Consider the following 20,800-nt stretch of genomic DNA (forward strand, 5'->3'; position numbering starts at 1 on the left):
ACGCTATTGCGACAGCGCAGATGAAGGATCAGGGGGCCGTGGCCGTTGTGTAGTGATCGATGATCTTCTGGATCTCGCCCGACAGACGCATCTGCACCAGCGTGCGCAAAATTCTGCCCACTGGCAGGTCGGGGTTATTGCGGATCAGGCAGGCGGCTGGTTGTTCGGCGACCAGTGATATCGGCTTGAGCCTCTTGCCGACAGGCAGGTTCCGGTTGGTCCATTCGAGGATCAACTGATTGGTCACCGCGTAGTTGTAGCGCCCGGCCATCAGCTTGCCGAGCGTCTGATTCTGGGTGCGCGCGTCTTCACGGACCAGTTTGTGATTCTCGAAAAGGTGCTCCAGGGCCGGGTAGTTGTAGCCCAGCACGGTGCCGACGGTTTCGTTGTCGAACTGCTCGGGGTAGGGGCCGGCAGCCGTCGCCGCCGAAGCGACCAGCCAGTCGCGCTGATAGAGAATCGGCAGGCTCCAGAGATAATCCCCGGACAAGTCCGGGTACCACGCCTGGGCGCTGTAGCAGTGCATATCGACTTCGCCGCGCTCCAGCGCCGACTGGATGCGCAGGCGCGGCATTACGTGATAACTGGCCTCGAGGCCCACGTGGTGCGCAAGGCTTTGCATGATGTCGAACAGAATGCCGGATTCGGGACGAAAGTCGGTGATGTGCATCATCGGCATGGTCCAGCCTTCATTGACCGCAAAGCTCAAGGTCCTCTGCGCCGCGCTGCCGTTTTGCGGCACCAGCAATAGCAGGCAGGCCGCCGCTGCACGAGGCAGCCGCGGCGTGGTGAAGGCCCGAATAAAGCGCGTCAATAGAGTCATTTGCACAGCTTAGCCACAATAGAGACGGACACCAGATGCAATTTTGCCCCTGCTCGGCTAGCATTGGCGGTCTTCCGCTTACCAGTTGCGACGGTTTTAAATGAGTTATCAGGTTCTTGCACGTAAATGGCGTCCGCGCTCGTTCCGCGAAATGGTCGGCCAGGCTCATGTGTTGAAGGCCCTGATCAACGCGCTGGACAGCCAGCGCCTGCACCATGCCTATCTGTTTACCGGCACACGGGGCGTCGGCAAGACGACTATCGCGCGGATCATCGCCAAGTGCCTGAACTGTGAAACCGGCATCACCTCGACGCCCTGCGGCACCTGCTCGGTGTGCAAGGAGATCGACGAGGGCCGTTTCGTCGATCTGATCGAAATCGACGCCGCCAGCCGTACCAAGGTCGAAGATACGCGCGAGCTGCTGGATAACGTGCAGTACGCGCCGAGTCGCGGTCGCTTCAAGGTCTACCTGATCGACGAAGTGCACATGCTGTCCAGCCACTCGTTCAACGCCTTGCTCAAGACGCTTGAAGAGCCGCCGCCCTACGTCAAGTTCATCCTTGCCACCACCGATCCGCAAAAGCTGCCGGCGACCATTCTTTCGCGTTGCCTGCAGTTCTCGCTGAAAAACATGACGCCTGAACGCGTGGTCGAGCATCTGACCCATGTGCTGGGCGTCGAGAACGTACCGTTCGAAGACGACGCGCTGTGGTTGCTCGGGCGCGCCGCCGACGGTTCGATGCGTGATGCAATGAGCCTCACCGATCAGGCCATTGCCTTCGGTGAAGGCAAGGTCATGGCTGCCGATGTACGTGCCATGCTTGGCACGCTGGACCACGGCCAGGTCTTCGATGTACTGACCGCATTGCTGGAAGGCGATGCGCGTGGCGTGCTGGAGGCGGTACGCCACTTGGCCGAGCAGGGCCCTGACTGGAACGGCGTGCTCTCGGAAATTCTCAACGTGCTGCACCGTGTGGCGATTGCCCAGGCGTTGCCGGAAGGCGTCGACAACGGTCATGGCGATCGTGACCGGGTGCTGGCCCTGGCGCAGGCCCTGCCTGCCGAAGACGTACAGTTTTACTACCAGATGGGCTTGATTGGTCGTCGTGACCTGCCGCTGGCCCCTGATCCGCGTGGTGGCTTCGAGATGGTCCTGTTACGCATGCTGGCGTTTCGTCCTGCCGACAGCGAGGACGCGCCGAGGCAGCCGCTAAAGCCAGTGGGGATCAGCCAGGCCACGGTTGATTCCCGAAAAGCAGTGGCTGATGCGACACCTGTTGCATCGGCAGCGCCTGCAGTGTCGACCGCCCCGGTGATGGCTGCACCTGATCCGGCCTTCGAAGCGCTGCCGCCTGCAGCGGCTCCGATGCCGGCCGCCGTCCGGCCAGCGCCCGCGGTACAACCGGAATCGAAGCCAGAGCCACAAGCCGCGCCGGTTGAAGACCTCGACCTGCCGTGGAACGAGCCGAAATCCCCGGCTGCCGAACCCGCCGCCGAAACTGCGCCTGATACCGAAGCCGCTGCCGAGCCAGTAGCCGAGCCGGTTCTGGAGACCGTTTCCGAGCAGCCCGACCTGACGCCCATGCCGACGCCTGCGCCCGCCAGCCCGGTGCCGGCCGCACCTGAAGCCGAACCGGCGCAGCCGGTTGCCGAGCAACAGGACACGCCGGCAATGCTCGAAGCCATCCCGGACTCTGCGTATCTGTCCATGCACACCGATTCGATGTCTTCCGACTCCGGGCCGATGGGCCGTGATGACGAACCGCCAGCGGACGACGATTACGTCGAGCCGGACATCGATATAGATCCGGCGTCCTACAGCTATCTGGATGAGCTGGCCCACGAAAGTGTCGTCGAACTTGAAGCCGTCGAGCCGGAGCCCGCTCCTGCCGCCAAACCGGCCACCGGTCTTGCGGCCGAATGGCTGGACGTGTTTCCCAAGCTGCCGATCTCCGGGATGACCGGCAGCATCGCGGCCAACTGCACATTGATTTCAGTCGATGGCGACCACTGGCTGCTGCACCTGGACCCTGCGCACAGCGCGCTGTTCAACTCGACGCAGCAGCGGCGCCTGAACGATGCGTTGAACCAGTATCATGGGCGCACGATCAATCTGAGTATCGAGCTGATCAAGCCCGAGCAGGAAACCCCTGCGCAGGCTGCTTCACGGCTGCGGGCCGAGCGCCAGCGCCAGGCCGAAGCCTCGATCCAGGCCGACCCGTACATCCAGCAGATGCTGCAACAGTTTGGCGCTGTGATCCGGGAAGACACGATCAAGCCCGTTGACACACCTGCGGCGCAGGCTCAATAACTGAACACAGGGCGCCGCTGGCGCCACGCAAACGAACCATCCATTTTCGAGGAGATATCCCATGATGAAAGGTGGCATGGCTGGCCTGATGAAGCAGGCGCAGCAAATGCAGGAAAAAATGGCCAAGATGCAGGAAGAACTGGCCAACGCGGAAGTCACCGGTCAATCGGGCGCAGGCCTGGTGAGCGTGGTGATGACCGGTCGTCATGACGTCAAGCGCATCAATCTGGATGACAGCCTGATGCAGGAAGACAAGGAAGTGCTGGAAGACCTGATCGCCGCCGCCGTCAACGACGCCGTGCGCAAGATCGAGCAGGCCAGCCAGGACAAGACGGCTTCCATGACGGCTGGCATGCAGTTGCCGCCCGGTATGAAGCTGCCGTTCTGACGCTCGCCCGGGTCATGATCAGTGCCAGGCCCTGTGCCTGGCATTTTTCTTTCTGCTGTCTGGCCGCGCGCCGCCATTCGGCGCTGGTATAACCATCAGCATTTGGCCTGACCGACCGAATTGAGCGACAATCGTCCCCCGTCTCTGGAGTGCCCCATGTCTGAGCCCATTGAAAACCTCACTGTCGACGCCGAGCTGGACGCCGTCGGGCTATTTTGTCCGGAGCCGGTGATGATGTTGCACCAGAAGGTGCGTGACCTGCCCGCGGGCGGTCTACTCAAGGTCATTGCAACCGATCCGTCCACGCGTCGCGATATCCCGAAATTCTGTGTATTTCTCGGTCATGAACTGGTTGCGGAGCAAGCCGAAGAGGGTACGTTCCTGTACTGGATCCGCAAGAAGTCCGACTGATCACCACATCGCTGCAACCCGCGCCTGTTCACGACGCACCTGTTCCCGATTCGAGCAGGTCCCTGTTCGCCAGACCCAGAGAGTCTTCCATGCGCATTGTTGCTGACGAAAATATTCCCCTGCTCGACGCTTTTTTTGCTCATTTCGGTGAGATTCATCGCTTGCCGGGCCGCGCCATGGACCGAGCTGCTGTAGCGGATGCCGACATCCTGCTGGTTCGCTCGGTCACCGCCGTGACCCGCGAACTGCTTGAGGGCAGCCCGGTGCGTTTTGTCGGGACCTGCACCATCGGCACCGATCACCTGGATCTGGACTGGTTTCAGCAAGCCGGTATCCAGTGGGCCAGCGCTCCGGGCTGCAATGCGCGCGGCGTGGTGGACTATGTCCTAGGCAGCCTGCTGACCCTGGCTGAAATCGAAGGGGTCGATCTTGCGCAGCGCACCTACGGTGTGGTCGGTGCAGGGCAGGTGGGTGGTCGGCTGATCAGCGTATTGAAGGCATTGGGCTGGAACGTGCTGGTCTGCGATCCGCCACGCCAGGCTGCCGAAGGCGGCGACTTCGTCAGCCTTGACGAGATCCTGCAGCGCTGTGACGTGATCAGCCTGCACACGCCTCTGAACAAAACCGGGGCGTCACCGACCTGGCACTTGCTCGACGACGCGCGTTTGCGTCAGCTCGGCCAGGGTGCCTGGCTGATCAATGCCAGCCGTGGCGCCGTAGTGGATAACGCGGCGTTGCACGACGTGCTGCTTGAGCGGGAAGACCTGCAGGCCGTACTGGATGTGTGGGAGGGCGAGCCGCAGGTCAACGTCGCGCTGGCTGACTTGTGCGTTCTGGGTACACCGCATATCGCCGGTTACAGCCTGGATGGCAGGCAGCGCGGTACTGCACAGATCTATCAGGCGTTGTGTGGCTTTCTTGATCAGCCTGCGACGATCGAGCTGGACGATCTGCTGCCAAAACCCTGGCTGGCGCAGGTCAGTCTCGACGCGGCCTGCGACCCGGTCTGGGCGCTTAACATGTTGTGCCGCGGCGTGTATGACCCGCGACGTGACGATGCGGATTTCCGCCGCAGCCTGACCGGTGACACCGCCAGCCAGCGTCTGGCCTTCGATGCATTGCGCAAGCAGTACCCGCCACGCCGGGAAATCGAAGGGCTGAAGGTTCATCTGGAGGGAGAATCCGAGGCATTGGCACAACTGGTGCGGGCGCTGGGTGCAGTGCTGGTCTGATCGCCAGCCGGGTCATCAGGCAATAAAAAACCCGACCAAGTGGTCGGGTTTCAAATATCTGGTACGGCTTGGTTTTATTTTTCCGGGGTTACCCAGTGCTTGTCGCATTCCTGGCAGGCAGCCTGAACCATTTCTTCGGTGATCAGGACTTCTTGTCCGTGCTGGTCAAGAATGGCACCGCCAACCGGCAGATTAGGCGTGGCTCGAACAACCTGAACTTCATTGCTGCGCTCTTGCGGGTTCATGGTGTTTCTCCTTTCATCAGGTAACGGCGTTAAGTTAACCGCGCTTGATGACCGGTCCGTGACAGGTACTGTCAGCCGCTCAAACGCGCTGCAAGTGCAACAGATATGATGCAAATCTGCCAGCAGGCGCTTAGATCGATGTCTTATAGCGGCCTCTGTAAAGCAGTCATAACCTGACTCTGCAAGCCAGCCGCAAGTTCATTCGAAATGATGTTCGGCGCCCCGGCCACACAGGTGTAGGCTTTGCAACTCAGACAGATCGGGCACACAGGCAGGTTCATCGTTCATGATTTCACGGATTACCCGACGTCATCGCCAGGCCTTGCGTCTGGCTGCGAGCTTCATCGCGCCGTATCGCTGGCAGGCGCTCGGCGCGTTGTTGGCATTGGTCATCACCGCAGGTATCACCCTGTCGATCGGGCAGGGCATCAAACTGATGGTCGATCAGGGTTTCATGACCCGCTCACCGCAACTGCTCGAGCGCTCGATCGGGTTTTTCATGCTGCTGACGGTCGGCCTCGCCGTCGGAACCTTCGCCCGCTTCTATCTGGTGTCGTGGATCGGCGAGCGTGTGGTTGCCGACTTGCGCAAGAAAGTATTCGATCACCTGATCGAACTGCATCCGGGCTTCTACGAGAACAATCGCAGTTCGGAAATCCAGTCGCGACTGACCGCCGACACCACGCTGTTGCAGTCGGTCATCGGCTCGTCACTGTCGATGTTCCTGCGCAACGCGCTGATGGTCATTGGCGGCATCGTGTTGTTGTTCATCACCAACCCCAAACTCACCAGTATCGTGGTGGTGGCGTTGCCGCTGATCATCGCACCCATTCTCATGTTCGGGCGGCGGGTACGAAATCTGTCGCGCGAAAGTCAGGACCGGGTCGCCAATGTCGGCAGTTACGTGGCCGAAGCCCTGGGGCAGATCAAGACAGTGCAGGCGTACAACCATCAGCAGCAGGACAAGCAGCGTTTTTCGCATACGGTGGAGCAGGCGTTCGAGACCGCTCGTAAACGTATCCTGCAGCGCTCATGGCTGATCACGCTGGTGATCGTTCTGGTGCTGGGTGCCGTGGCGGTGATGTTGTGGGTCGGCGGTATGGACGTGATCAGCGGCCGCATCTCAAGCGGTGAGCTGGCAGCGTTCGTGTTCTACGCGCTGATGGTCGGTATGGCGTTCGGTACGTTGAGCGAGGTGATTGGCGATCTGCAGCGCGCCGCCGGTGCCGCAGAGAGGATCGGCGAGCTGCTTCAGGCACGCAGCGAGATCAGTGTGCCGACCACGGATCTGCAGAGCCTGCCGCAGCGCATCAGTGGGCGTCTGGCGCTGGAGAATGTCACCTTCGCCTACCCATCGCGTCCTGAGCGCAATGCGCTGGATAACCTGACCCTGAGCATCGAGCCCGGTGAAACCCTGGCGCTGGTCGGGCCCTCCGGTGCGGGCAAGTCGACCATTCTGGATCTGCTGTTGCGTTTTTACGACCCGATTCAAGGGCGCATTCTGATCGAGGGCGTGCCGATCGCGCAGCTCGATCCCCATGATCTGCGCCGCTGCTTCGCGCTGGTTTCACAATCGCCCGCCCTGTTTTTCGGCAGTGTCGAGGACAATATTCGTTACGGTAACGCCACTGCGAGCCTTGAGCAGGTACAGGCGGCGGCGCGCATTGCCCATGCGCACGAGTTCATTCTCGACATGGCCAACGGCTACGGTACGCATCTGGGTGAGGGCGGGGTGGGATTGTCCGGCGGACAGCGTCAGCGTCTGGCGATTGCCCGTGCCTTGCTGGTCGATGCGCCGATTCTACTGCTGGACGAGGCGACCAGTGCGCTGGACGCGCAGAGTGAGCACTTGATTCAACAGGCCCTGCCGAGCCTGATGCAGGGGCGTACGACGCTGGTCATCGCCCACCGGCTGGCCACGGTGCAGAATGCCGACCGGATTGCCGTCATGGATCAGGGGCGGTTGGTGGCCGTGGGCACCCACCAGCAGTTGATCGCCAGCAACCCGCTTTATGCGCGACTGGCGGCGTTGCAGTTCAATGCCGGGGTTGAGTAGGAGAGGGTGAGGAGGGCCTGTGGGCAACGTGGGAGGTCAAGCCTCCCACTCGCTGAGTCTCAGCGATATTCGCACAGGTAGGCGGTATCGACTTTGACCTTGAGCTGGAACTTGCTGTTGGCCGGTACGTTGAACTGGTTGCCGGTGGCAAAGGTTTCCCAGTCAGTGCTGTCCGGAAGCTTCACGCTCAATTCGCCGGAGATCACATGCATGATTTCCCGTTGCGCCGTACCGAACTCATATTCGCCCGCTGCCATGACACCGATGGTTGCCTCACCATCGGCCTGCGTGAAGGCGATGGATTTGACGGTGCCGTCGAAGTACTCGTTGACCTTGAACATGGGCGATTCCTTTTGAAAGGGCTGAAAATGGCTCGCCAGTATGCCCAACACGTTAAAACTCGTCACGCCCCTTGCACATCGACGCTGACGAAACGTCGACCTGCAGCGGCATTCAGTTGGGCAGAATCAACGGCAGCAGCCTGGCAGTATTGCGCGCATCGACCAAGGCGCGGTGCTGTTGCCCGCTGAACTGCATGCCTGCCAGTTGCAAGGCACTGTTCAGCCCCATCGGTTTCTGCAAATGGCGAGCCTGGGCGAAACGCTGTTTGAGATTGACGTGCGGCATGCTGGACAGTGCACTGTCGAGGTGATGCTGACGCCATTCCTCTTCCAGTTGCTGACGATCGTAATCCCCCCAACTGGCCCAGCCCACGATACGTGCACGGTGATGGCTCAACCAGCGCTCGAACTGCGGCCACACCGTCGTCAGCGGTGCAGCGCTGTCGATGCTGCTCTGGTTGATATGGGTCAGCTCGCGGCAGAAATGGGTCAGCAGCGGCCTGCGCGCCGGGCGCACGAAGCGTTCGAAATGGTCCAGCTCGCGTCCGTCCTGATTGACCAGTGTCGCGCCTATCTCGATGACTTCCATTTCTGCGACCGGCCACCCACCTTCTTCGGTCGTAGCCTCAAGATCAATCACCAGCCAGTGCGGCATCATCAAGCTTCCTTACGATAGTCAATGGCTTGAGCGTAGCCAGATTAACCCGTTGCGCACACCCTGAGCCTTGCATCGGCACCCTTGTTGTAACAACTGCCCCTACAGTGACCACGGGTGATTGCATTGGTGCCTCGCAGGCGGCTGTCACTTGCCTGGGCGAATACCGCAAGGATGCCGCAGAGCGCTGACGCCGTCGATTTGACAGTTGTTTAAATCATGGAAACCGCATAGTTTGAACGGCTTTGATTGATGTCGTGTTTTATGAAAAGACTTGCAGTGTTAATTGACGGTGTGGCGCGCAAGATCGTTACCGGCGTCATGCTCTTCATTCCGTTGATGGCAACGCCGCAGGTCTTCGCCGCGCAGATCGTGCGCGTGGCCGCAGTGCACTTCCCCCCTTATATGGTGCGCCCTGAAAAAGGTGAAGACGCCGGTCTTTTACCCAGGTTGATCGACGCCCTGAATGGCGAGCAGGACGACTACGAATTCGTGATGATCCCGACCTCGGTGCCCCGGCGTTTTCGTGATTTCACGGAAGGGCGTTTCGATGTTGCAGTCTTCGAAAACCCTGACTGGGGCTGGAAGGACATTCCACATGAACAGCTCGATATGGGGCTCGAGGATGCCGAGGTCTATGTGGCGCGCCGGGAAGAAGGGCGGGGGCAGGATTACTTCGACACCCTGGCTGACAAACGTCTGGCATTGTTCAGTGGCTATCATTATGGATTTGCCAACTTCAATACCGATCAGAAGTACCTGAGCGAGCACTTCACCATTACCTCCACGTACTCCCACGACAGCAACTTGCTGATGGTGGTGCGCGGCCGCGCCGATATTGCACCCGTTACCCGTTCGTACCTGATTGATTTCATGGCGCATAACAAGGATGAAGCGGCGCAGTTGATGGTGTCCGACCGTGTCGATCAGATCTACCGTCAATATGCGTTGTTGCGCCCGAACGGCAACATTGATGTTTCGCACTTCAGGCAATTACTGGAGAGGTTGCGTGCAGATGGGCAGTTGGCGAAGATTTTCGAGCCGCTAAATATCAAGGTGCTTCCGATAAACGCCGAGATGCCTGACAAGTAGCGGGTGGCAGGTGTCCGCCTGCCACCCGGAGGCACTTAGCGGTCCTTGGCGTCCTTGGCATCCATTTCTGCGTTGCGCTCGTGGACGCGCTTGAGCTGTTCTTCAGTGAGGGGCAGTTTCTTGGCTGTGTCGCGCAGCATCATCAGACCGCCGACGACCGAGCCAATGGCTACGAGCAGAATTAACCAGGCATACCAGGGCATAGCGCTCTCCTTGTTGTGATACCGGTTTGAGCAGCACGGCTACCCAATGGTTCAAGTGTATGCGCCTTGAAGGGGTTGCGTGCGAAAGCATTCGCCCGCAACCCGAAGAACTCCGGTGATCAATCCCCGGTCAGCATCGCGTCGGTCGGCGCGTCGGCACGGGATTTGGCGGTCAGACTGAAGTAGATAAAGCCGATGGCCATCAGGCCCAGGAAAATCAGGCCGATCAGTGCGTTGAACCAGGCCATTGCCACCAGGCACACGACGGCCAGCGCCAGAGCGATGCCGGGCACCACTGGATAACCGGGTGCGCGGAACGTGCGCTCCAGGCCAGGCTCGGTCTTGCGCAGTTTGAACAGGCTGAGCATGCTCATGATGTACATGACGATGGCGCCGAACACGGCCATGGTGATCATCGCAGCGGTCAGCGTCATGCCGCTCAGGTTGATCAGGCCGTCGCTGTAGATCGCGGCGATGCCGATCAGGCCGCCGGCGATGATTGCCCGGTGCGGTGTCTGGAAGCGCGAGAGCCTGGCCAGCGAGGCGGGCAGGTAGCCAGCGCGGGCGAGGGCAAAGAACTGGCGCGAGTAACCCATGATGATCCCGTGGAAGCTGGCGACCAGGCCGAACAGGCCGATCCACACCAGCATGTGCAGCCAGCCGGAGCTGTCACCGACCACGGCTTTCATGGCTTGCGGCAGGGGATCGTTGATGTTGGCCAGGGTGCGCCAGTCACCCACGCCACCGGCAAACAGCATGACGCCGATCGCCAGTATCACCAAGGTCAGAATGCCGCTGATATAGGCCTTCGGGATGGTACGTTTCGGGTCCTTGGCTTCTTCGGCGGCCATTGCAGCGCCTTCGATGGCCAGAAAGAACCAGATAGCGAAGGGAATGGCAGCGAACATGCCGGCAATGGCTTCGGGTCCGAAAGTCTGCGAACCGGCCCAGCCGTTCAGGGCGAAGTTGCTGAAGCTGAACGCAGGTGCAACCACGCCCATGAACACCAGCAACTCGGCCACAGCCAGAATGCACACCACCAGCTCGAAGGTTGCCGCGAGCTTCACGCCCACGATGTTGAGCGCCATGAACACGATGTAGGCGCCGACTGCCGCATGCTTGGGGTCAAGACCCGGGTATTGCACGTTGAGGTACGCACCGATGGCCATGGCAATCGCCGGTGGCGCAAAGACGAATTCGATCAGCGTGGCCATGCCGGCGATCAGTCCGCCTTTTTCGCCAAAGGCGCGACGGCTGTAGGCGAACGGACCGCCCGCGTGGGGGATGGCAGTGGTGAGCTCGGTAAAACTGAAGATGAAACAGGTGTACATGGTTGCAACCATCAGGGCTGTTACCAAAAAGCCCAACGTACCCGCGACGCCCCAGCCGTAGCTCCAGCCAAAGTATTCGCCGGAAATCACCAGCCCTACCGCGATCCCCCATAAATGAATCGTGCCGAGCGTCGGCTTGAGTTGTGTGCTCATTGTTCTCTCCCTGGGATTCGATAAACGTTGAAACATCCTGTTGCAGAGGCCGTGCCAGTGCACGCATCGGTGTCGTGATGCTTCAAAACGGGTCGTTTACAGAACGTCAGGATGAATCGATTCAACTCGTTGTAAAGCTTTGGTCCGGATTGGTGCGGCGATGACCGCCAGGGGTGCATGGAATTCAGAGGTGTGAGGACGCTGTTCGGGCAAATGCCGATCTACGGGTCCCGCCAGTGCGCCGGTTCAGCTACAATGCGCGCCGATTTCGACTTACCTGAGACCACGCTCATGTCCGCCTGCCAGACTCCTGTCATCGTTGCCCTGGATTTTCCGACCCGCGAAGCCGCCTTGCGCCTGGCTGATCAGCTCGATCCCAAACTGTGCAGGGTCAAAGTTGGCAAGGAACTGTTCACCAGTTGCGCGGCCGACATCGTCGAGACCCTGCGCCACAGGGGCTTCGAAGTGTTTCTGGATCTGAAATTCCACGACATCCCCAACACCACGGCGATGGCGGTCAAGGCGGCGGCCGAGATGGGCGTGTGGATGGTCAACGTGCACTGCTCGGGTGGCTTGCGCATGATGGCGGCCTGTCGGGAAGTGCTTGAGCAGCGCACTGGCCCACAGCCGCTGCTGATCGGTGTGACCGTTCTGACCAGCATGGAACGTGAGGACCTGGCCGGTATCGGCCTGGACATCGACCCGCAGGTGCAGGTGCTGCGCCTCGCTGCTCTGGCCGAGAAAGCCGGGATGGATGGTCTGGTCTGCTCGGCGCTGGAAGCGCAGGCTCTGAAAGCCGCTCACCCGTCATTGCAACTGGTGACACCCGGCATTCGTCCGGCGGGCAGTGCGCACGACGACCAGCGTCGTATCCTGACCCCTCGTCAGGCACTGGATGCAGGCTCTGACTACCTTGTCATCGGCCGCCCGATCAGCCAGGCGGCTGACCCGGCGAAGGCCCTGGCGGCGGTGGTTGCCGAGCTGGCTTGAGTGGATGGGTTCGTAGCGTCACGGCTCTTTACCTGCATCGTGGGGAAGGGCTGTGACGCTGCGAAAACCCTGCGGGTTTATTCCACTTTCAGGATCAGCTTGCCCTGATTCTCACCGCTGAACAGCATCTGGAAGGTTTCCGGGAACGTCTCGAGGCCTTCCACGATGTGCTCCTTGCTCTTGAGCTTGCCTTCCTTGATCCAGCCGGCCATGACCTGGCCCGCTTCTGCAAAGCGCTCTGGGTGGTCCAGTACGATGAAGCCTTCCATACGTGCACGGTTGACCAGCAGCGACATGTAGTTGGCCGGGCCTTTGATCGCCTTGGTGCTGTTGTACTGGCTGATGGCGCCACAGATCACCACACGCGCGCCGACCGCCAGTTGGCTGAGTGCCGCATCGAGGATGTCGCCACCGACGTTGTCGAAGTACACATTTACGCCATCCGGGCAGTGACGTTTCAGACCGTCCATGACGTCTTCGGATTTGTAGTCGATGGCGGCGTCAAAGCCCAGCTCCTCGGTCAGCAGACGGCATTTTTCCGTGCCTCCCGCAATGCCGACGACCCGGCATCCCTTGAGCTTGGCGATCTGCCCGGCCACGCTGCCGACAGCGCCTGCCGCACCGGAAATCACCACGGTGTCACCGCTTTTCGGTTGGCCGACATCCAGCAGCGCCAGGTAGGCGGTCATGCCGGTCATGCCCAGTGCTGACAGATAAAGGGGCAGTGGCGCAAGGTTCGTGTCCACCGTGTAGAAACCCTTCGGTTCACCAGCAAAGTAGTCCTGCACGCCCAGGGCGCCCTGAACATGGTCACCTACGGCGAACTTGGGGTTTTTCGATTCAATTACTTCACCCACGCCGAGGGCACGCATTACTTCGCCCAGCTTTACGGCTGGAATGTAGGATTTGCCGTCATTCATCCAGCCACGCATTGCCGGGTCCAGTGACAGGTATTTGCTCCTGACCAGAATCTGCCCGTCGGCAAGTGCGCTGACCGGGACTTCCTGATAGGTGAAGTCTTCACGGCGCGCATCGCCCGAAGGGCGCTTGGCGAGCAGGAACTGGCGGTTGGAAAGATCGGTCATGGCAGGGTCTCCTGAAAAGGGTTCAAGAATGGATTCAAACGCTCATCGCGCCATTCGGACAAGAAGCGATCACCCAGCGAATGCCGTTTGATCCATGTGATTGATAGGAGTCCGTTGCGCCGCTGGCGTTCAGACGGATCTGCGGATGAGCCATGCTGATGACGGATATGGCTTGAGTCGCGCCCCCTCAGTGCTCTAGGCTCTGTACGAAAAGTGGCTGCGCTCGGTGATGCTGCGTTAAACACAGGCTCGGAATGTTCATTTACAACACGTACACTCCGCTTCCTCGCCTGTTTTTGCCTTGCCTGACCTTCGCTCGCCGACTTTTCGTACAGAACCTAGATTCCTAGTTCGATCAACGCTTGGACGACCGTGATGCCTGCCACCTCTTCAAACACTCTTCACCCCCGGGCTCTGCGAGCTGGCGACGCCGTGGCACTGGTCTCTCCGGCAAGCCCTGTGGACCCCGGCAAGATCCAGGCGGCGGTGGCGGTACTTGAGGGGTGGGGGCTGCGCCCGCGGGTCTATCCGCATGCGCTGGGCAACTACTCGTTCTATTCGGGGACCGATGAAGAGCGGCTCGCCGACCTCAACGCCGCGCTGGCCGACCCGGAAATCCGCGCGGTCATCTGCACTCGCGGTGGCTATGGCGTGCAAAGGATTGTCCAGCAGGTGGATATGGACGCGGTGCGTCGTGATCCCAAGCTGGTGACTGGCTTTTCTGACATCACCGCGTTGCACGGTGCGCTGTGGAACCATGCGCGCCTGGCGACCATTCATGGACCGGTCGCTTCGCAGCTGGAACGTGGCGGTCTGTTCGTCAGCGGTATGCGCCATGTGTTGATGAGCACCGAGCCTGTCCTGCTCAAGGCTGATCCGGCCTCGCCAACGGCCAGGGTCAGAACCGCTGGCAGCGCACAGGGCCTGCTGTTGGGCGGTAACCTGTGCATCCTCGATACCTCTGTGGGTACGCCGTTCATGCCTGACCTGAGCGGCGCCATCCTGCTCATCGAAGAGGTCAACGAACCCGCCTACCGGGTCGACCGCATGCTCACCCACCTGGGCAACTGCGGGATTCTTGCGTCTCTGGCCGGCATTGCCGTCGGCGAATTTACCCCTGCTCCAAACACTGGCCGCACCATCAGCCCCGCGGATGTGCTGCTGGAGCGGCTGGGCAGTCTCGGCATCCCGGTGCTCGGCGGTCTGCCGGTAGGGCATGGAGATCCCAATCAGGCAGTGCCCCTGGGCACCCAGGCGATACTCGATGCCGACGCCGGAACCCTGCTGGTAGCGGCTGCCGCGCGTAGTTGATCTCTGCCGCGCTGCCAGCGGTTGGCCTAATCGGCCTTGCGTGTGTTCAGGATCAGCAAGGTCAGCAAACCCGCGACGATGCCCCAGAATGCCGAGCCTATGGAAAACAGCGTGAGTCCCGAGGCGGTTACCATGAAGGTGATCAAGGCGGGTTCGCGTTCCCTCGGTTCGGCCATCGCAACGGTCAGGCCATTGGTGATCGACCCGAGCAGCGCCAGCGCGGCAATCGAGAGCATCAGTTCCTTGGGGAACGCACTGAACAGACCCGCCAGGGTGGCACCGAAAATGCCGGCTATCGCATAGAAAATCCCGCACCAGATCGCCGCTGTATAGCGTTTGGACTTGTCCTCGTGCGCATGAGGGCTGGTACAGATGGCGGCACTGATCGCGGCCAGATTGATCCCGTGGCAGCCAAACGGTGCCGTGAGCAATGAGGCAAAGCCTGTCACCGATATCAGCGGCGAAACAGGCGGGAAGTAGCCGTCGGCTCGCAACACGGCCACACCCGGCATGTTCTGCGAGGTCATGGCCACCACGAACAGCGGGATGCCAATGCTCACTGTCGCTGCCCATGAAAACGCGGGGGTGGTCCAGACCGGTATGGCGACTTCCAGCGCCAGGCCGTCAAAGTTCAGCAAACCCAGCATGCCAGAGATGCCGATACCGACCAGCAGCGCGAGCAGCACCGAGTAGCGCGGCGACAGGCGCTTGACCAGCAGGTAAGTGAAAAACATGCCCATTACCAGGCTGGTGTGGTGCTGTGCGGCAATAAAGATCTCACTGCCGATCCGGAACAGAATCCCTGCCAGCAAGGCCGCAGCCAGCGACGCTGGCAGACGCCGCACGATGCGCTCGAAACTGCCGGTCACCCCGCACAGAATCACCAGCAGCGCGCTGGTGATGAACGCGCCAATGGCCTGCGGGTAGCTGACGCCGCCCAGGCTGGTGATCAGCAGTGCGGCGCCGGGTGTCGACCACGCCACGGTAATTGGCATGCGGTAGCGCAGCGAGAGGCCGATGCTGCACACCGCCATGCCCATGAACAGCGCCCACAGCCACGATGAAATCTGCACGCTGCTCAGCCCTGCCGCCTGGCCCGCCTGGAAAATCAACACCAGCGAACTGGTGCAGCCGGTCATCATGGCGATGAAACCGGCAACCACCGCCGACGGCGATGAGTCTGTCAGCGGGCGCAATGGCACCTTCAGGGATTGGTTCATGCTGGGCGTTCCTTGAAACGGGCAGGTAGCAAAGGGCGCCAAGCCTAAACGCATGGCTGCTGCGCCTTGCAATACAGCGACATGAGTAAACGCCAGCACAGTTGCAGCCGTGGCGTTTACTCGGCGTCAGCCCCGGCCGGACAGGCTCCGGATTGCAGGGTCTGCCCCAGCGCCCGATTGACCGTCAGCCAGCCATCCACGGCATCCTGACCTGCTTCGGCGAACACCCGCTGCAGCAGTTTGACCTGTTCGCGGCGCAAGCCCTGTTCAAAGAGGGCGCCTTCATCGGTGAGGCCCAGCAGTCGTTTGCGCTTGTCATTTTCGGGGGCAGCGCTGTGCACCAGATTCATGGCGATCAGCTGACGTAGCGGGGCATTGAGGGCCTGTTTGCTGACGCCCAATACGGTGAGCAGCTCCTTGACGCTCAGGCCGGGATAACGGGCGATGAAAAATACGATGCGCTGGTGCACGCGACTGAAGCCGCGTCTGGCCAGCATTTCATCAGCCTTGGCAGTGAATGCCTGATAGCCGAAGAAGAACGCTTCCATGGCCATTTGTTGATTGGCAGGTTTTTTAAGGTCAAGCATGTTGACGTATCCGGGTTGATCGTCGTAATTTGAGTCAACCAGTTTGACGTATTTCCAATTGTCTCGGCTACAGGTAACTGCCATGGCTTTCTCCGAACGCGTTTCCCGTCTGAAAAGTTCTCTGATTCGCGAGATCCTCGCCGCCGCTCAGCGCCCGGAAGTGATGTCGTTCGCCGGTGGTCTGCCCGCCGAGTCAATGCTGCCCAAAGTGGAGTGGGCCGACATGCCTGTTGCGCTGGGTCAGTACGGCATGAGCGAGGGCGAACCTGCGCTGCGTGAAGCGCTGGCCGCCGATGCCCGCGCTCTGGGTATCGACTGCGACGCCCGTCAGGTAATGGTGGTCAGTGGTTCTCAGCAGACACTGGACCTGGCCGCCAAGCTGTATATCGACAAAGGCACCGAAATTCTCCTCGAGGCGCCCACCTATCTGGCGGCGTTGCAGATATTCCAGCTGTTCGGCGCCGACTGCATCACCGTGCCGTTGCAGGCCGATGGCCCGGACCTGCTTGCCATGCGTCAGCGTCTGGAACAGCACAAACCAGCCTTCGCCTACCTCATCCCGACGTTCCAGAACCCCTCGGCGGTGCGCTACAGCCAGGCCAGTCGCGATGCCGTTGCGGCCTTGCTCGATGAGTTCGGTGTCACGTTGATCGAGGACGAACCGTACCGTGAACTGAGTTTTGACGGCGGCAGTGCCAGGCCGATTGTCAGCAGTCTGAAAACGGCCAGCTGGATTTATACCGGCACGGTTTCCAAGACACTGCTGCCAGGCCTGCGGGTGGGTTATCTGATCGCCAGCCCCGATCTGTTTCCGCACTTGCTGCGTCTGAAGCAGTCGGCCGATCTGCATACCAATCGCCTCGGCCAGTGGCAGGCCTTGCAGTGGATTGGTACTGAGCACTATCGTGAGCATCTGGTGACGCTGTGCGAGTTTTACCGGGGCCGTCGTGATGCGTTCGAGAGTGCCTTGCAAACGCATTTTTCAGACCTGGCCACCTGGAACAGCCCGCAAGGCGGACTGTTCTTCTGGTTGACGCTGAAGCAGCCGCTGGATACGCGCACCTTGCTGGATGCAGCACTGGCGCACGATGTGGCGTTCATGCCGGGCGAACCTTTTTTCGCCGATCCGGACGCCAATCACGGTCACTTGCGGCTCAATTTCAGCCATATCGACCCTGCACGGCTCGATGAGGGTATAAAACGTCTGGCGTCGGTGGTCCGCGCAGCACACCTTCTGCAAGCCGCCTGATTCAAGACGTCAACATAGACGCAGCAAGGGAGCAGTCTGATGTACAAGGTTTATGGCGATTACAACTCGGGCAACTGCTACAAGGTCAAGCTGATGCTTAATCTGCTGGGCAGCGAGTACGAGTGGGTGCCGGTCGATATTCTCAACGGCGAAACACAGACCCCGGCGTTTCTGGAAAAGAACCCCAACGGCAAGATTCCGGTGCTGGAGCTGGAGGATGGCACTTGCCTGTGGGAGTCCAACGCGATTCTCAACTTTCTGGCTGACGGTTCTTCGTACCTGCCAAGCGAACCGAGGTTGCGCACCCAGGTTCTGCAATGGCAGTTCTTCGAACAGTACAGCCATGAGCCGTCGGTCGCAGTGGCCCGTTTCATCCAGTTCTACCTGGGCTTGCCGGCTGAACGCATGACCGAGTATCGCGCCATGCAGAAAGCCGGCTATCGCGCACTGGCGGTCATGGAGCAGCAGCTCGACCGTACGCCGTTTCTGGTCGGCGAGAATTTCTCCATCGCCGACATTGCCTTGTATGCCTACACCCACGTCGCGCATCAGGGCGGTTTCGATCTGGCACCCTATACCGGGATCCGCCGTTGGCTGGATCGGGTCAAGGCACAGCCGGGTTATATCGGTATGCTGGACTGACACGTCCGTCATTTGAACAAAGGGAAATGTATGCGCGTTTCAATCGTACTTCTGGGTGCTTTCATTGCGCTGGGTATCGGCTGCTCGGCCCAGGCCGAGGACTGCGACGCCAATCAGGCCAGCATGAACCGCTGCGCTGCCAATCAGCAGGCAGCGCTCGATGCCGAGCTCAACAAGCAGTACAACGCGCAAATGGCGTGGTTGAAGACCCCGGCGAAAAAGCAGGCACTCAAGGATGCACAACGAAAGTGGATAGCCCTGCGTGATGCCGATTGCCTGTATCAGGCGGGCAAGCCCGAGGACTCAGGCTCTATCTGGCCATTGCTGCAATCGCAATGCCTGGCCGAGCAGACCCGTGTGCGTCTCAAGCAACTGCAAGCCTATGTGGCTTGCCGCGAGGAAGGTTGCCCGCGCTGAGAGGCGCCGGCCAAACAGCGGTCAGATCGCTCCGAAGCGCTGGTTCAGATAGTCGATGATCACCTTGGATTCATACATCCATACGGTTTTGTCACCTTCCTCGATGCGCAGGCAAGGCACCTTGATCCTGCCGCCCTCGTTGAGCAGTGTCTGGCGATCAAGCTCATTGTTTTTCGCATCGCGCAACGCGACCGGAACATTCAGGCGGCGCAGGGCGCGACGTGTCTTCACGCAGAACGGGCAGGCATGGAACTGATACAGCGTCAGGTCCTGAGCCGCTTCAGCGACAGCCGCCTGGGCCTGCGGGTCACGTTTTTTCCTGCTCGGGCGAGTCAGGAAATCAATGCCGATGACGAGTTGGCCGAGGCCGACTCTTAACGCTTTCATGAACAAGGTCATACCTCTTGCGGGCGGTGGCGTGGCCAGCCGTGCATTCAGCGTGCCTCACGGCAGGTGAACGCAGGCTGAACGGTCACTTGATCAGGCTGAGAAACTCGCTGCGGGTGGCCGCGTTTTCACGGAACTCGCCCAGCATCACCGAGGTGATCATGGCCGAGTTCTGCTTCTCGACGCCACGCATCATCATGCACATGTGCTTGGCTTCGATCACCACCGCAACGCCCAGCGCGCCGGTGACCTGCTGAATGGCCTCGGCGATCTGGCGGCTCAGGTTTTCCTGGATCTGCAGACGGCGGGCATACATGTCGACGATCCGCGCTACTTTCGACAAACCAAGCACCTTGCCCTGCGGGATGTAGGCCACGTGTACCTTGCCAATGAACGGCAGCAGATGGTGCTCGCACAGTGAGTACAGCTCGATGTCCTTGACCATCACCATTTCACTGGCATCGGAGCTGAACAGCGCGCCGTTGGTCACTTCTTCCAGGGTCTGCGCGTAGCCGCGACACAGATACTGCATGGCCTTGGCGGCGCGCTTGGGGGTGTCCAGCAGACCTTCGCGCGAGACGTCCTCGCCCAATTGCCCGAGGATGGCGGTGTAATTCTGTTCCAGTGTCACAGAGGGTGATTCCGTATAGGTTTCAGAGCGGTACGTTTGGGCCTGTACCGATTTTTTACCAATCGAGCTGGTGTCCCGTTTGCCGATCCCGCTCCAGTGGAATTGGGCGATTTCGCATACGTGACCTGCGGATCTCGTTGATTGGCGATGAATGCGGGGTTTATCCCGGCGATTGGGCACATGGTAGCGTAGGTGTGCTCGCAGTTGTACTGCCGTGGCCTCGTAATGCTTTCGCAATCAGCTCCGGTTTTTAGACTTTGCCCGGCATTGCGCTATAGCCAGGTGCTTTCCAGAGTCGCAGAAAAGCGAATGCAGAGAGCATGTGTTTTGGCTTGGGCTCTCCGACATGCGTTTCTGTCGCCTTGATTGGAGCGCTGGAATGACATATGCCGTAGCTTTTTCAAGCATCTGCAAAGCAGATGTGAAGCGTATCCTTTTCATGAAAGCGGCTTGCGAGATGCAATCCAAAGTCTGACAGGAGGTTGGATGGCGAATCAAAGAGACGAGCTTGAGCTTGAGAAACTCCAGGCTGAGGTTCACAAGTTTGTGGCTGAGGCGCGAAAAATGATTGCGGAGACCGATAAGCTCAAGCGCGAAACAAGCTTTTATCCATTTGTGGCGGCTGGTGGGTTGATCACCGTAATCGTTACGGCTGCCGCTTTCATCCACAAGCTTCAGGCAGCCAGTATTCAGTAGCGGACATGACCTGCAGCGCTTGAGATTCAGGCTGGACCAAGCGAAGGTGTGCACATAACGCACGAATCGGCATTTCGAGAGAAGATGAGTATGAGTCACGATCAAGTCATAAAGCGGATGCGCGAAGACCTTGAGCAGTTGGGCAACGAGGTCCGCAATATGTCTGCCCATGAACCACGAAACGTCCTGGTGTCTGCTGCATCCGGTGCAGTATTTGCTCTGGTTTTTTCATGGCTTGCATTCAAGGTCTGGTTCTGAACGCCTGCGAGAGCTAGGCCACGGCAGTTAATCGCCTGAGTCAGGCCAAGGCCATATGGCTTTTTTGTGTCTGACGGCCCGTGTCT

At 60.0% G+C, this 20,800-nt stretch carries 24 protein-coding genes; 13 read left to right on the top strand and 11 right to left on the bottom strand.

Going from position 1 to position 20,800, the window contains the following annotated elements:
• Positions 1–28 precede the first annotated feature (28 nt).
• Positions 29–823, bottom strand: coding sequence for a substrate-binding periplasmic protein (locus BLR16_RS18440; RefSeq protein ID WP_054081138.1), 795 nt, complete (start codon positions 821–823; stop codon positions 29–31).
• Positions 824–923: 100 nt separating this feature from the next.
• On the opposite strand from BLR16_RS18440, the gene dnaX reads away from it, so the two are divergent.
• From dnaX to pdxB, 4 genes are all read left to right on the top strand, one after another.
• On the top strand, positions 924–3,134 hold the full coding sequence (gene dnaX, locus BLR16_RS18445) for a DNA polymerase III subunit gamma/tau (RefSeq protein WP_003436746.1): 2,211 nt from the start codon (positions 924–926) through the stop codon (positions 3,132–3,134).
• 61 nt (positions 3,135–3,195) lie between these two features.
• Positions 3,196–3,522: a YbaB/EbfC family nucleoid-associated protein gene (locus BLR16_RS18450; RefSeq protein ID WP_002552818.1), complete on the top strand. Its 327-nt coding sequence runs from the start codon at positions 3,196–3,198 to the stop codon at positions 3,520–3,522.
• Positions 3,523–3,678: 156 nt separating this feature from the next.
• Entirely contained in the window at positions 3,679–3,933 is a 255-nt protein-coding gene (gene tusA / locus BLR16_RS18455; RefSeq protein ID WP_003371482.1) for a sulfurtransferase TusA, read from the top strand.
• A gap of 89 nt (positions 3,934–4,022) precedes the next feature.
• Entirely contained in the window at positions 4,023–5,165 is a 1,143-nt protein-coding gene (pdxB, locus tag BLR16_RS18460; protein ID WP_003436743.1) for a 4-phosphoerythronate dehydrogenase PdxB, read from the top strand.
• A 74-nt stretch (positions 5,166–5,239) separates the two neighbouring features.
• On the opposite strand, the gene BLR16_RS28635 is transcribed toward pdxB, so the two are convergent.
• Positions 5,240–5,410, bottom strand: coding sequence for a PA1571 family protein (locus tag BLR16_RS28635; protein WP_003371488.1), 171 nt, complete (start codon positions 5,408–5,410; stop codon positions 5,240–5,242).
• Positions 5,411–5,696: 286 nt separating this feature from the next.
• On the opposite strand from BLR16_RS28635, the gene BLR16_RS18470 reads away from it, so the two are divergent.
• Positions 5,697–7,466: an ABC transporter transmembrane domain-containing protein gene (locus tag BLR16_RS18470; protein ID WP_024663020.1), complete on the top strand. Its 1,770-nt coding sequence runs from the start codon at positions 5,697–5,699 to the stop codon at positions 7,464–7,466.
• Between the two features lie 59 nt (positions 7,467–7,525).
• Here the strand turns inward: BLR16_RS18470 and BLR16_RS18475 are convergent, their stop codons facing one another.
• Complete coding sequence (locus tag BLR16_RS18475; protein WP_003371493.1) at positions 7,526–7,807, bottom strand: pyrimidine/purine nucleoside phosphorylase; 282 nt, start codon at positions 7,805–7,807, stop codon at positions 7,526–7,528.
• Positions 7,808–7,919: 112 nt separating this feature from the next.
• Entirely contained in the window at positions 7,920–8,462 is a 543-nt protein-coding gene (locus BLR16_RS18480; RefSeq protein WP_003371494.1) for a 3'-5' exonuclease, read from the bottom strand.
• A gap of 252 nt (positions 8,463–8,714) precedes the next feature.
• On the opposite strand from BLR16_RS18480, the gene BLR16_RS18485 reads away from it, so the two are divergent.
• Positions 8,715–9,554, top strand: coding sequence for a substrate-binding periplasmic protein (locus BLR16_RS18485; protein WP_032609972.1), 840 nt, complete (start codon positions 8,715–8,717; stop codon positions 9,552–9,554).
• A 35-nt stretch (positions 9,555–9,589) separates the two neighbouring features.
• Here the strand turns inward: BLR16_RS18485 and BLR16_RS18490 are convergent, their stop codons facing one another.
• Together BLR16_RS18490 and eat are read right to left on the bottom strand one after the other, a co-directional pair.
• Entirely contained in the window at positions 9,590–9,757 is a 168-nt protein-coding gene (locus BLR16_RS18490) for a DUF2897 family protein (RefSeq protein ID WP_003371498.1), read from the bottom strand.
• A gap of 119 nt (positions 9,758–9,876) precedes the next feature.
• Positions 9,877–11,241, bottom strand: coding sequence for an ethanolamine permease (gene eat / locus BLR16_RS18495; protein ID WP_054081137.1), 1,365 nt, complete (start codon positions 11,239–11,241; stop codon positions 9,877–9,879).
• A 291-nt stretch (positions 11,242–11,532) separates the two neighbouring features.
• Between eat and pyrF the strand changes: the two genes are divergently transcribed.
• On the top strand, positions 11,533–12,231 hold the full coding sequence (gene pyrF / locus BLR16_RS18500; protein ID WP_003436736.1) for an orotidine-5'-phosphate decarboxylase: 699 nt from the start codon (positions 11,533–11,535) through the stop codon (positions 12,229–12,231).
• Between the two features lie 77 nt (positions 12,232–12,308).
• Here the strand turns inward: pyrF and BLR16_RS18505 are convergent, their stop codons facing one another.
• Positions 12,309–13,316, bottom strand: coding sequence for an NADP-dependent oxidoreductase (locus BLR16_RS18505; protein WP_003436735.1), 1,008 nt, complete (start codon positions 13,314–13,316; stop codon positions 12,309–12,311).
• A gap of 375 nt (positions 13,317–13,691) precedes the next feature.
• On the opposite strand from BLR16_RS18505, the gene BLR16_RS18510 reads away from it, so the two are divergent.
• Positions 13,692–14,627, top strand: coding sequence for a S66 peptidase family protein (locus BLR16_RS18510; protein ID WP_074808009.1), 936 nt, complete (start codon positions 13,692–13,694; stop codon positions 14,625–14,627).
• Between the two features lie 26 nt (positions 14,628–14,653).
• Here BLR16_RS18510 and BLR16_RS18515 read toward each other — a convergent pair whose 3' ends face one another.
• Together BLR16_RS18515 and BLR16_RS18520 are read right to left on the bottom strand one after the other, a co-directional pair.
• Positions 14,654–15,847, bottom strand: coding sequence for a benzoate/H(+) symporter BenE family transporter (locus BLR16_RS18515; protein WP_024663024.1), 1,194 nt, complete (start codon positions 15,845–15,847; stop codon positions 14,654–14,656).
• Between the two features lie 116 nt (positions 15,848–15,963).
• The gene (locus BLR16_RS18520) at positions 15,964–16,434 is read right to left on the bottom strand and encodes a MarR family transcriptional regulator (protein WP_042931015.1); all 471 of its coding nucleotides are present in this window, start codon (positions 16,432–16,434) and stop codon (positions 15,964–15,966) included.
• 82 nt (positions 16,435–16,516) lie between these two features.
• Here BLR16_RS18520 and BLR16_RS18525 point away from each other — a divergent pair, with 82 nt between their 5' ends.
• From BLR16_RS18525 to BLR16_RS18535, 3 genes are read left to right on the top strand one after another with little or no spacing between them, the layout of a single operon-like run.
• Positions 16,517–17,683 (top strand): aminotransferase-like domain-containing protein, encoded by a 1,167-nt coding sequence (locus BLR16_RS18525; RefSeq protein WP_074808012.1) that lies wholly within the window; start codon positions 16,517–16,519, stop codon positions 17,681–17,683.
• Positions 17,684–17,722: 39 nt separating this feature from the next.
• Positions 17,723–18,325: a glutathione S-transferase family protein gene (locus BLR16_RS18530; RefSeq protein ID WP_003343108.1), complete on the top strand. Its 603-nt coding sequence runs from the start codon at positions 17,723–17,725 to the stop codon at positions 18,323–18,325.
• 30 nt (positions 18,326–18,355) lie between these two features.
• Positions 18,356–18,742, top strand: coding sequence for a lysozyme inhibitor LprI family protein (locus BLR16_RS18535; protein WP_003436730.1), 387 nt, complete (start codon positions 18,356–18,358; stop codon positions 18,740–18,742).
• Positions 18,743–18,763: 21 nt separating this feature from the next.
• Here the strand turns inward: BLR16_RS18535 and BLR16_RS18540 are convergent, their stop codons facing one another.
• Together BLR16_RS18540 and folE are read right to left on the bottom strand one after the other, a co-directional pair.
• On the bottom strand, positions 18,764–19,141 hold the full coding sequence (locus BLR16_RS18540; protein ID WP_003315148.1) for a glutaredoxin family protein: 378 nt from the start codon (positions 19,139–19,141) through the stop codon (positions 18,764–18,766).
• A gap of 73 nt (positions 19,142–19,214) precedes the next feature.
• Positions 19,215–19,760 (bottom strand): GTP cyclohydrolase I FolE, encoded by a 546-nt coding sequence (gene folE, locus BLR16_RS18545; RefSeq protein WP_003436728.1) that lies wholly within the window; start codon positions 19,758–19,760, stop codon positions 19,215–19,217.
• Positions 19,761–20,246: 486 nt separating this feature from the next.
• Here folE and BLR16_RS28640 point away from each other — a divergent pair, with 486 nt between their 5' ends.
• Together BLR16_RS28640 and BLR16_RS28645 are read left to right on the top strand one after the other, a co-directional pair.
• Entirely contained in the window at positions 20,247–20,456 is a 210-nt protein-coding gene (locus tag BLR16_RS28640; RefSeq protein WP_032609968.1) for a hypothetical protein, read from the top strand.
• Positions 20,457–20,546: 90 nt separating this feature from the next.
• Positions 20,547–20,714, top strand: coding sequence for a hypothetical protein (locus tag BLR16_RS28645; protein WP_003371518.1), 168 nt, complete (start codon positions 20,547–20,549; stop codon positions 20,712–20,714).
• The last annotated feature ends 86 nt before the right edge of the window (positions 20,715–20,800 follow it).

Source organism: Pseudomonas sp. BS3767 (genome assembly GCF_900099665.1).
GTDB lineage: Bacteria > Pseudomonadota > Gammaproteobacteria > Pseudomonadales > Pseudomonadaceae > Aquipseudomonas > Aquipseudomonas cerasi.

What these genes read in the sequence shown, in the direction of transcription:
- BLR16_RS18440 (WP_054081138.1), bottom strand. Translation starts at nt 823, where the DNA reads ATGACTCTATTGACGCGCTTTATTCGGGCCTTCACCACGCCGCGGCTG.
- dnaX (WP_003436746.1), top strand. Translation starts at nt 924, where the DNA reads ATGAGTTATCAGGTTCTTGCACGTAAATGGCGTCCGCGCTCGTTCCGC.
- BLR16_RS18450 (WP_002552818.1), top strand. Translation starts at nt 3,196, where the DNA reads ATGATGAAAGGTGGCATGGCTGGCCTGATGAAGCAGGCGCAGCAAATG.
- tusA (WP_003371482.1), top strand. Translation starts at nt 3,679, where the DNA reads ATGTCTGAGCCCATTGAAAACCTCACTGTCGACGCCGAGCTGGACGCC.
- pdxB (WP_003436743.1), top strand. Translation starts at nt 4,023, where the DNA reads ATGCGCATTGTTGCTGACGAAAATATTCCCCTGCTCGACGCTTTTTTT.
- BLR16_RS28635 (WP_003371488.1), bottom strand. Translation starts at nt 5,410, where the DNA reads ATGAACCCGCAAGAGCGCAGCAATGAAGTTCAGGTTGTTCGAGCCACG.
- BLR16_RS18470 (WP_024663020.1), top strand. Translation starts at nt 5,697, where the DNA reads ATGATTTCACGGATTACCCGACGTCATCGCCAGGCCTTGCGTCTGGCT.
- BLR16_RS18475 (WP_003371493.1), bottom strand. Translation starts at nt 7,807, where the DNA reads ATGTTCAAGGTCAACGAGTACTTCGACGGCACCGTCAAATCCATCGCC.
- BLR16_RS18480 (WP_003371494.1), bottom strand. Translation starts at nt 8,462, where the DNA reads ATGCCGCACTGGCTGGTGATTGATCTTGAGGCTACGACCGAAGAAGGT.
- BLR16_RS18485 (WP_032609972.1), top strand. Translation starts at nt 8,715, where the DNA reads ATGTCGTGTTTTATGAAAAGACTTGCAGTGTTAATTGACGGTGTGGCG.
- BLR16_RS18490 (WP_003371498.1), bottom strand. Translation starts at nt 9,757, where the DNA reads ATGCCCTGGTATGCCTGGTTAATTCTGCTCGTAGCCATTGGCTCGGTC.
- eat (WP_054081137.1), bottom strand. Translation starts at nt 11,241, where the DNA reads ATGAGCACACAACTCAAGCCGACGCTCGGCACGATTCATTTATGGGGG.
- pyrF (WP_003436736.1), top strand. Translation starts at nt 11,533, where the DNA reads ATGTCCGCCTGCCAGACTCCTGTCATCGTTGCCCTGGATTTTCCGACC.
- BLR16_RS18505 (WP_003436735.1), bottom strand. Translation starts at nt 13,316, where the DNA reads ATGACCGATCTTTCCAACCGCCAGTTCCTGCTCGCCAAGCGCCCTTCG.
- BLR16_RS18510 (WP_074808009.1), top strand. Translation starts at nt 13,692, where the DNA reads ATGCCTGCCACCTCTTCAAACACTCTTCACCCCCGGGCTCTGCGAGCT.
- BLR16_RS18515 (WP_024663024.1), bottom strand. Translation starts at nt 15,847, where the DNA reads ATGAACCAATCCCTGAAGGTGCCATTGCGCCCGCTGACAGACTCATCG.
- BLR16_RS18520 (WP_042931015.1), bottom strand. Translation starts at nt 16,434, where the DNA reads ATGCTTGACCTTAAAAAACCTGCCAATCAACAAATGGCCATGGAAGCG.
- BLR16_RS18525 (WP_074808012.1), top strand. Translation starts at nt 16,517, where the DNA reads ATGGCTTTCTCCGAACGCGTTTCCCGTCTGAAAAGTTCTCTGATTCGC.
- BLR16_RS18530 (WP_003343108.1), top strand. Translation starts at nt 17,723, where the DNA reads ATGTACAAGGTTTATGGCGATTACAACTCGGGCAACTGCTACAAGGTC.
- BLR16_RS18535 (WP_003436730.1), top strand. Translation starts at nt 18,356, where the DNA reads ATGCGCGTTTCAATCGTACTTCTGGGTGCTTTCATTGCGCTGGGTATC.
- BLR16_RS18540 (WP_003315148.1), bottom strand. Translation starts at nt 19,141, where the DNA reads ATGACCTTGTTCATGAAAGCGTTAAGAGTCGGCCTCGGCCAACTCGTC.
- BLR16_RS28640 (WP_032609968.1), top strand. Translation starts at nt 20,247, where the DNA reads ATGGCGAATCAAAGAGACGAGCTTGAGCTTGAGAAACTCCAGGCTGAG.
- BLR16_RS28645 (WP_003371518.1), top strand. Translation starts at nt 20,547, where the DNA reads ATGAGTCACGATCAAGTCATAAAGCGGATGCGCGAAGACCTTGAGCAG.